The 8,695-nt window shown below is 73.5% G+C and carries 9 protein-coding genes; 4 read left to right on the top strand and 5 right to left on the bottom strand.

Translation table 11 applies throughout. From position 1 onward, the window contains the following. Window positions 1–110: 110 nt before the first annotated feature. The 3 genes from ACTHLI_RS07135 (at window position 111) to ACTHLI_RS07125 (ending at window position 3,722) form a co-directional block, all read left to right on the top strand. Window positions 111–566, top strand: a complete 456-nt coding sequence (locus ACTHLI_RS07135) for a heat shock protein transcriptional repressor HspR (protein ID WP_440182463.1) — start codon at window positions 111–113, stop codon at window positions 564–566. A 65-nt stretch (window positions 567–631) separates the two neighbouring features. Next, window positions 632–2,800: an ATP-dependent Clp protease ATP-binding subunit gene (locus ACTHLI_RS07130; protein ID WP_440182462.1), complete on the top strand. Its 2,169-nt coding sequence runs from the start codon at window positions 632–634 to the stop codon at window positions 2,798–2,800. Window positions 2,801–2,918: 118 nt separating this feature from the next. Then, window positions 2,919–3,722 carry an alkaline phosphatase family protein gene (locus ACTHLI_RS07125; RefSeq protein WP_440182461.1) on the top strand — a complete coding sequence of 268 codons (804 nt, stop codon included), beginning with the start codon at window positions 2,919–2,921 and terminating at the stop codon, window positions 3,720–3,722. A gap of 90 nt (window positions 3,723–3,812) precedes the next feature. Here the strand turns inward: ACTHLI_RS07125 and ACTHLI_RS07120 are convergent, their stop codons facing one another. From ACTHLI_RS07120 to folP, 4 genes are all read right to left on the bottom strand, one after another. Further along, window positions 3,813–4,409 carry a nitroreductase family protein gene (locus tag ACTHLI_RS07120; protein ID WP_440182460.1) on the bottom strand — a complete coding sequence of 199 codons (597 nt, stop codon included), beginning with the start codon at window positions 4,407–4,409 and terminating at the stop codon, window positions 3,813–3,815. Window positions 4,410–4,506: 97 nt separating this feature from the next. Next, the gene (folE, locus tag ACTHLI_RS07115) at window positions 4,507–5,079 is read right to left on the bottom strand and encodes a GTP cyclohydrolase I (RefSeq protein WP_440182459.1); all 573 of its coding nucleotides are present in this window, start codon (window positions 5,077–5,079) and stop codon (window positions 4,507–4,509) included. Continuing rightward, on the bottom strand, window positions 5,076–5,915 hold the full coding sequence (gene folK / locus ACTHLI_RS07110; protein ID WP_440182457.1) for a 2-amino-4-hydroxy-6-hydroxymethyldihydropteridine diphosphokinase: 840 nt from the start codon (window positions 5,913–5,915) through the stop codon (window positions 5,076–5,078). Before folK ends, folE begins: the two co-directional genes overlap by 4 nt. Further along, window positions 5,912–6,709 carry a dihydropteroate synthase gene (gene folP, locus ACTHLI_RS07105; protein WP_440182456.1) on the bottom strand — a complete coding sequence of 266 codons (798 nt, stop codon included), beginning with the start codon at window positions 6,707–6,709 and terminating at the stop codon, window positions 5,912–5,914. The genes folK and folP overlap by 4 nt, the downstream gene beginning before the upstream one ends. 40 nt (window positions 6,710–6,749) lie before the next feature. On the opposite strand from folP, the gene ACTHLI_RS07100 reads away from it, so the two are divergent. Continuing rightward, window positions 6,750–7,229, top strand: coding sequence for an N-acetyltransferase family protein (locus ACTHLI_RS07100; protein ID WP_440182455.1), 480 nt, complete (start codon window positions 6,750–6,752; stop codon window positions 7,227–7,229). Between the two features lie 41 nt (window positions 7,230–7,270). Here ACTHLI_RS07100 and ACTHLI_RS07095 read toward each other — a convergent pair whose 3' ends face one another. Continuing rightward, window positions 7,271–8,641 (bottom strand): flavin monoamine oxidase family protein, encoded by a 1,371-nt coding sequence (locus tag ACTHLI_RS07095; RefSeq protein WP_440182453.1) that lies wholly within the window; start codon window positions 8,639–8,641, stop codon window positions 7,271–7,273. Window positions 8,642–8,695: the final 54 nt, after the last annotated feature.

Genomic DNA, 8,695 nt, shown 5'->3' with positions numbered 1-8,695 from the left:
GGGCGCGCCCCCGGGTGCCCCCGGTTTGGTTTTTTTTGTGTGGCCCCCCCCCCCCCCCCCCAAACAACCCAAACAACCCCCCCACCGGTCGCGGGAGGAGGGGTGCGCTGATGGATGCCGACGACCCCGTCTTCCCGATCGCCTCCGCGGCGGAGCTGGCGGGCATGCATCCGCAGACCCTGCGCCAGTACGACCGGCTCGGGCTGGTCTCCCCGCGCCGCACGGCGGGCAAGTCGCGCCGGTACTCGCTGCGCGAGGTCGCGCAGCTGCGCGAGGTGCAGCGCCTGTCCGGCGAGGGTGTCTCCCTCGAGGGGATCAGGCGCGTGCTGGAGCTCGAGAACGAGGTGGTCGCCCTCCGGGACCGGGTGCGGCAGCTCGAGACGGCGCTCGCCAATGAGCTGCTCTCACGCCCGGGCGCCCGCGTCTTCGCCTCATCGCCGCAGGGCGACGTCGTGCCGCTCCGGCACGGCACCCGCGCCGCCCGCCGCACCGAGCTCGTGGTCTGGCGGCCTCTGCGGCGCGCGCAGGAGACCGTGCGGCCGATCGACCAGGACGACACGGAATAAACCTGAGCCGACCGCACTCAACTCTGTAGGACTTCTCCTCCCCGTCGTTCAGAAAGCAGGTTCCGATGGCCAACATGCGTGGTGCCGCTGCGCCGCAGGAGAACGCGAAGAGCGCGCTCGAGCAGTACGGCATCGACCTCACCGCGATCGCGCGCGCCGGCAAGCTCGACCCCGTCATCGGGCGCGACACCGAGATCCGACGCGTCAGCCAGGTGCTCACGCGGCGCACCAAGAACAACCCCGTGCTCATCGGCGAGCCCGGTGTCGGCAAGACCGCCGTCGTCGAGGGGCTCGCTCAGCGGATCGTGGCCGGCGACGTCGCCGACTCGCTGAAGAACAAGCGGCTCGTCTCGCTCGACCTCTCGGCGCTCGTCGCGGGCGCGAAGTACCGCGGCGAGTTCGAGGAGCGGTTGAAGGCGGTGCTCAAGGAGATCGACGAGTCCGCCGGGCAGATCATCACCTTCATCGACGAGCTCCACACGCTCATGGGCGCGGGAGGCGGCGAGGGGAGCGTCGCGGCCGCCAACATGCTGAAGCCCATGCTCGCCCGCGGGGAGCTCAGGATGATCGGCGCGACCACCCTCAACGAGTACCGCGAGTACATCGAGAAGGACGCGGCGCTCGAGCGCCGCTTCCAGCAGGTCTTCGTCGGCGAGCCGACCGTCGACGACACCGTCGCGATCCTCCGCGGCCTCAAGGAGCGCTACGAGGCGCACCACAAGGTCGCGATCGCCGACTCGGCGCTCGTCGCAGCGGCGGCGCTGTCGAACCGCTACATCACCTCCCGTCAGCTCCCCGACAAGGCGATCGACCTCATCGACGAGGCCGCCAGCCGGCTGCGGATGGAGATCGACTCGGCGCCCGTCGAGATCGACGAGCTGCGCCGCTCGGTCGACCGCCTGAAGCTCGAGGAGCTGGCGCTCAAGCGCGAGAAGGACGACGCCTCCCGCGACCGGCTCGAGAAGCTGCGCGCGGACCTGGCGCGACGCGAGGAGCGCCTCCGGGACCTGCAGGCCAGGTGGGAGCGCGAGCGCGCGGACCTCAACCGGGTCGGGAACCTGAAGGAGAAGGTCGACGCCCTCCGCATGCGCGCCGAGCGGGCGCAGCGCGAGGGGAACCTCGAGGAGGCGTCGCGGCTCCTGTACGGCGAGATCCCGGTCATCGAGCGCGAGCTCGCCGCGGCCGAGCAGGCCGAGGAGCACCCGGACGAGCCCCGCATGGTCAACGAGCAGGTGACGGACGAGGACATCGCGGCGGTCGTGGCGCAGTGGACCGGCATCCCCATGGGCCGGCTGCTGCAGGGGGAGACCCAGAAGCTGCTGCGGCTCGAGGCCGAGCTCGGCAAGCGGCTGATCGGACAGAAGGCCGCCGTGCGGGCGGTCGCCGACGCGGTGCGGCGCACGCGCGCCGGGATCGCGGACAGCAGCAGGCCGACCGGGTCCTTCCTGTTCCTCGGCCCGACGGGTGTCGGCAAGACCGAGCTCGCGAGGGCGCTCGCCGAGTTCCTGTTCGACGACGAGCGGGCGATGGTCCGCATCGACATGAGCGAGTACGGCGAGAAGTTCTCGGTCTCCCGGCTGGTCGGCGCCCCTCCGGGGTACGTCGGCTACGAGCAGGGCGGCCAGCTGACGGAGGCGGTGCGACGCCGTCCCTACTCGGTCATCCTGCTCGACGAGGTCGAGAAGGCGCACCCGGAGGTCTTCGACATCCTGCTCCAGGTGCTCGACGACGGCCGGTTGACCGACGGCCAGGGCAGGACGGTCGACTTCCGCAACACGATCCTCGTCCTCACGTCGAACCTCGGCAGCCAGTACCTCATCGACCCGTCGACCTCGGCGGCGCAGAAGGAGGAGGCGGTCCAGGCGCTCGTGCGGCAGGCGTTCAAGCCGGAGTTCGTGAACCGGCTCGACGACATCGTCGTGTTCCAGTCGCTGACGGAGGAGGACCTCGGTCAGATCGTGGAGCTGTACATCGACCGGCTCGGGCGACGGCTCGCGGACCGGCGGCTGCAGCTCGCCGTCACCCCGGAGGCGCGGAGCTGGCTCGCCGAGCGCGGCTACGACCCGCTGTACGGCGCGCGGCCGCTGCGCCGGCTGATGCAGCGCGAGATCGACGACCGCCTGGCACGGGCGCTGCTCGCGGGCGAGGTGCGCGACGGGGACACCGTGCGCGTCGACGTCGACCCCGTCGAGGACGGCCTCGCCGTGGGCCGCTTCGAGGTCCCGGTCGCCTAGCGCTCCGAGGGCCCCGCGCGGCTGATGGGGCGGTGTGCCGGACCCCGACAGCCGCGGAGGGCCCCCGGAGTGCCGTGCTGGACACCTCCCGGCCACCTGCCGCCGGTACAGACGACGGATGGACCGCCTGCACGTGCTCGTCGTCGGCATCGACGGCCTCCGGTTCGACCTCGCGACCGCGGAACGCGCCCCGCACCTCCGGGGCCTCGTCGCGCGCGGGGTCACGACCTGGATGACGATCCCGGTGCCGACGATCTCCGGTCCGGTCTGGGCCACGCTGCTCACCGGAGCGACGGCCGCGGAGCACGGGATCAGCGACAACACCTTCGTCGGCAGCCGCCTCGCGGGGATCCCCGACCTGCTGAGCCGCGCGTTCTTCGCCGATCCGACCCGGTCGACGTTCGCCGCCGCCGCGTGGCCGCCGTTCGTGGACCCGGCGGGCATCGGGCCGGTCATACACGCGCGCGACGAGCAGCGGCGCGCCGAGCGCCATCGGGTGATCGCGCGGGACGGGGAGACGTACGGGTACCGCACCGAGGACGCGGAGATCGCCGCGTTCTCGGCCGCCGCGCTCGCCGGAGCCGGCCCCGACGTGTCGTTCGTCTACTTCTCCGGCGTGGACGAGGCCGGCCACGTCTACGGGGCGATCAGCCGGCAGTACGTCGAGGCGATCTCCCGCACGGACGCGCACCTCGGCCGCCTGCTCGCGGCCGTCGCCGAGCGCGCGCGGGCCGGGGAGCGGTGGCTCGTCGCGGTGACGACCGACCACGGGCACCTCGACGGCGGGGGTCACGGGGGCGGCGAACCGGAGGTGGCGGCGTCCTTCGTCACCCGTGCCGCGTGGAACGTCGAGCTCGACGCGTGGCCGGATCAGATCGAGCCCACGGAGCTCACCCCTCGCCTGCTCGCTGCCCTCGGCTGACGCGCCCGGCACGCCTCCGGGGGCTCTGCGCGGCTGATGGGGCCGCGCGCCCGGCCCCATCAGCCGCGGAGGACCCCCGGAGCGAGGCGGTCAGTCGCGGGCGAGGACCAGCTCGTCGAGGGGGAGACGCGTGCGCTCCGCGGTCTCGCGCTCGCGGTACCGCTCCGGCAGCAGGTCGGGGGAGGCGACGGTGCCCACCGCGGTCACGGTGACCGGCACGAAGCGGTCCGGGAGCGCGAACTCGCCCCGGAGCCCCTCGACCTCGATGCCGCCCATCGGATGGGCGTGCAGCCCGAGCGCGTGCGCCTGGCTGACGAGGTTCGCCATCGACTGTCCCGCGTCGTACTCGGCCCAGCGGTAGGGGCCAGCCGGCTCGTCGCCCTCCGGTCCGGTCACGGCGATGGCGAGCACGAGGAGGGACGCGTTCGGCGCCCACACCCGGTTGAACCCCATCAGGTGGCGCTCGATGCGGGCGAAGGTGTCGGTGCCGCGCTTGCCGACGACGAACCGCCTCGGCTGCACGTTCGATGCGGAGGCGGCCCACCTGGCGGCTTCGAGCATCGACACGACCTGCTCGTCGGTCACGACGGCCTCCGGATCGAACGACCGCGGCGACCAGCGCATCGAGAGGATCTCCTCGATGGGCTCGGCGGTGAGGGCCTGGCGATCGGTGGTGACGGCGGGCATGGTGCCTCCTCGGAAGACGTGGGAACCGGGCACGCCGTCGGGCCGTCGGGTCCAGCGTCGCGCTGCGCGGCCGTAGTCCCGTCCGCGCCGGGGAGGCCTACGTGCCGGCGAGCCCCAGGCGCGCCCTGGCCTCCGCCGCACCGGGCTCCTGCGCGTAGCGGCCGCGTGCTGCCAGTGTGCGGACGCTCGCGCCGCGGATCCGGGGGCCGCGGATCGCCACGCAGTCGTGCTCCGCGGTCGCGCTCACGATGACGCCCGCGGCGCCGAGGCCCTCCTCGAGCGCGGCCGCGACCTGGTCCGTGAACCGCTCCTGCACCTGCGGCCTCGCGGCGACGGTCTCGATCACCCGGACGATCGCGCCGAGCCCGGCGACCTCACCCGCCGGCAGGTACACGACCGACACGGTGCCGGCGAACTTGAGCAGGTGGTGCTCGCAGGTCGAGCGGAAGGGGATGTCGAGGAACGCGACGGGCCCGTCCGCGTCGGCCCCCGCCACCGAGGATGCGGCGAGCTCGGGCACCGGGTCGATGTCGACCCCGGCGAACAGCTCGCTCCCGAGCCGGGCGACCCGGTGGGCGGTCCGCTCCAGCTCGGGTCCGTCCGGGTCGAGGCCGAAGGCGCGCAGGTACTCCACCACGGCCCGTTCCGCCCGCTCGAGGTCGACGCTCACCGCTCCTCCGCTCCGGCCAGCAGGTGCCGGACCCGGCCGCGGCCGGGGAGCACGGCGTCGGGATCGACCTCGAGCCACGGCGCGAGCACGAACGCGCGCTCGTGCGCGCGCGGATGCGGCAGGACCAGCCCCGGTACCTCGACGATGCGGTCGCCCTGCGTGATCAGATCGAGGTCGAGCGTGCGATCGCCCCATCGCTCGCCCCGCACGCGACCGAACGCGCGCTCGATCCCGAGCAGGGCCGCGAGCAGCGTCTCGGGCGCCAGCGAGGTGCGCCCGACGACGACGGCGTTGCCGTAGCGCGGTCGTGTCGGGTCCGGCCCCGCGAGGGTCACCGCCACCGTCTCGTGGACGGTGGAGACGGCCTCCACCTCGAGGCCCGGGAGGCGGCGGAGCGCGGCGACCGCGTCCTCGAGCGTGCGATCGCGGTCGCCGAGGTTGGTGCCGAGCGCGACGACCACCGGTTCGCTCCAGGTCGGCCTCGACCGCTCGATGCGCACTGCCACGTCGCCGAACGGCACGGGGATGGGCGCGGAGGGCTTGTGGACGGTGACCGCCACGCGCTCGACGAGCTCGTGGGCGAGTGCCACGTCCGCGATGCGCTGCGCGAGGGTCTCGATCAGGTCGACCGGCTCGCCCTCGATGACGGCGACGACCGCCTCCGCCAGCTCGCCGTAGTGCACCGTCGCGGCGACGCGGTCCGTCGCCGCGGCGACGGCGAGGTCGAGCGTCAGGTCGAGGTCGACGACGAACTCCTGCCCGGTCGCACGCTCCTCCGGCAGGACCCCGTGGAACCCGCGCCCCCGGACGCCGGCGAGGAGGATCCGGTCGTTCATGCCGCCGCCCGCATGCGTCGGACGACCTCGATGGCCGAGACCGTGGTCGCCGGGTCGTGCACGCGGACGCCCCAGACCCGCTGCTCCGCGAGCAGCGCGGAGAGCACGGCGGTGACCCCGTCGCGCGTCTCCGGCGCGCCGTCGACCAGCTCGCCGAGGAACCGCTTGCGCGAGACGCCGACGAGCATGCGCAGGTCGTCGACCCGGACGGCGTCGAGGTGCGCCAGGAGCCGCCAGTTCTCCTCGGCGGACTTGCTGAACCCGATCCCCGGATCGACGACGATCCGCTCCGCGGGCACCCCGGCCGCCAGAGCGGCGTCGACGCTGCGACGGAGGTCGGCGGCCGTGTCGCGCACCACGTCCTGGTACCGGCCGTCGCGCGCCGCAGGGCCGCGCGAGTGCATCAGCACCAGGTCCACGGGGTTCGCCGCAGCCACGCGGAGCAGACCCGGGTCGCGGCCGCCGTCGACGTCGTTCACGGTCGTGGCGCCCGCGGCGACCGCGGCCTCGGCGACCGCCGCGCGCCGGGTGTCGATGCTGACCCGGATGCCGCCCGAGACGAGCCGCTCGACGACCGGGAGCACGCGCCGGAGCTCCTCCTGCGGGTCCACCGGCTGCGCGCCGGGGCGGGTCGACTCCCCGCCGACGTCGACCACGTCGGCGCCGGCCCGGATCAGGGCCTGCCCGTGGCCGACGGCCGCGTCAGGGGCCGCGTGGCGGCCGCCGTCGCTGAAGGAGTCCGGGGTCACATTGAGGACGCCGAACACGACGGGGGCGATGAAGGGCTTCGGCATGGGCGCGATTCAGGCTAGTGGCGCCTCGGTACGGTGGAGCGTGCAGATCCGACCGGCCGCAGACACGGACTGGGCATCGATCTTCCCGTTCTTCCGCGCGATCGTCGACGCCGGCGAGACCTACGCGTACCCGGCGGCCCTCTCGTCGGACGAGGCGCGGGCCCTCTGGATGGGCCAGCCCCGCGTGGTCGTGGCGGAGGACGACGGCCGGATCCTCGGATCCGCGACCATGGGACCGAACCGGCCAGGCCGGGGCGCCCACGTCGGCACCGCGAGCTTCATGGTGAGCGAGGAGGCCAGGGGTGCGGGTGTCGGCCGCGCGCTCGGCGAGCACGTGCTCGCGTGGTCGAGGGCCGCCGGCTTCCGCGCGGTGCAGTTCAACGCGGTGGTGGAGACGAACACCGGTGCCGTGCACCTCTGGGAGTCGCTGGGGTTCCGTATCATCGGCACCGTCCCGGAGGCGTTCGAGAGCCGCACGCACGGCTTCGTCGGCCTGCACGTGATGCACCGCTTCCTCTGACGCGCCGCCGTCCGAGGCGCGGCGTCCCGAGGGGAGGTGGCTCAGGCGGGCGTGGCCGCGAGGGCCGCGAGCACCTCCCCGGCGACCCGGTCGCCCATCCGGATCGCACCGTCGACGTGCTGGTAGCCGGCCCCGGCGAGATCGCTCGAGGCCCAGTGGAGGGGACCCACCGGCGTCCGCAGGTCCGCCCCGAACCGCTCCAGGCCGCCCATGTCGAAGCTCGCCGCGTAGGCGCCCCGCGTCCACTCCTCGCTGCCCCAGTCGCTCTCGACGTAGACGGTCGGGTGCATCGCCCGCTCGCCGTAGTAGCGCGCCAGGGACTCGAGGATCGCCGTCCTCCGCGCCTCCGGGGCCAGGGCCAGGAGGCGATCGGCGCGGGCGTCGGACACGAACCCGACGAGGATGCCGCGGGGGTCGCCGTGGTTCGAGTTGTCGTACGCCTCGTGCACCGGCAGGTAGGGGCTGAAGGCGGTGCCGGACAGGCCGTCGGCGCGCCAGAACGGTTCGTCGTAGACCGCGTGGACCTTGATGACCAGGCCGAGCGAGAGGTGCTGGTGCAGCACGTGGCGGCGGAGCGGAAGGCTCGGCACGTAGTCGATGCGGTCGTACAGGTTCGGCGGCACGGCCAGCACGACCTGCCGCGCGGTCACCGTCAGACCGCCGTCGGCCTCGACCGTGGCGCCGTCCTCCGACCAGCTGATCCGGCGTACCGGACGCCCGAGCAGGACGTCGTCGCCGAGCGCCTCGGCGAGGCGGAGCGGGACCTGCTGGAGGCCGCCGACGACCCGCTTGTCGAGGATGAAGTCCGCGTCGACGAGGTGGGAGTAGCTGCCGGCGGAGGCGGCCATGAGCAGCGACTGGAGGGCGGAGAAGGCGTGCGACGGCTTCGTCAGCATCGCCTCGGCGGTGAACATCGCGATGTTCGCCCTGGCCTCCGGATCCTCCGACAGCTGCTCGAGGAAGGCGCGCCAGGTGATCCCGTCGAGCTCCCGTGCGCGGGGGTGCGCCCACGGCCGGTCGGGGTCGAGCTCGGCGGTGAGCCCGTCGAGGACCTCGATCATCCGCTCGATCTCGGCCTGCGTCTCCGCCGCCGCCGGGAAGATGTCGCCCGTGAAGCGGACCGCCGCCCCGTCCGGTCCGACGTAGACGCTCTCGCCGTCGCGGAATCGGCTGAACGTGTCGAGCCCGAGCTTCTCGATCGCGCCGCGGAGCGCGGTCTGGTCGGGGGAGACCCACTGGCCGCCGAGCTCGAGCAGCACACCGGCCGACTCGTCGGTCCAGAGCCGCCCACCGACGCGATCCCGCGCCTCCACCACGACGACCGTCGCACCCGCGGCCTTCAGCCGGTTCGCCGCGGTGAGCCCGCACGCGCCGGCACCGATGACGACCACGTCCCGCTCCATCCGGATCATGCCGACAGCATAAGGAGGCGAGGATCCCGTGGCTGACGGTCTGGCCTGAGGATC

It is taken from the genome of Amnibacterium sp., from assembly GCF_051956055.1.
Taxonomy (GTDB): Bacteria; Actinomycetota; Actinomycetes; order Actinomycetales; family Microbacteriaceae; genus Amnibacterium.
This window is presented reverse-complemented; position numbering and strand designations above follow the sequence as displayed.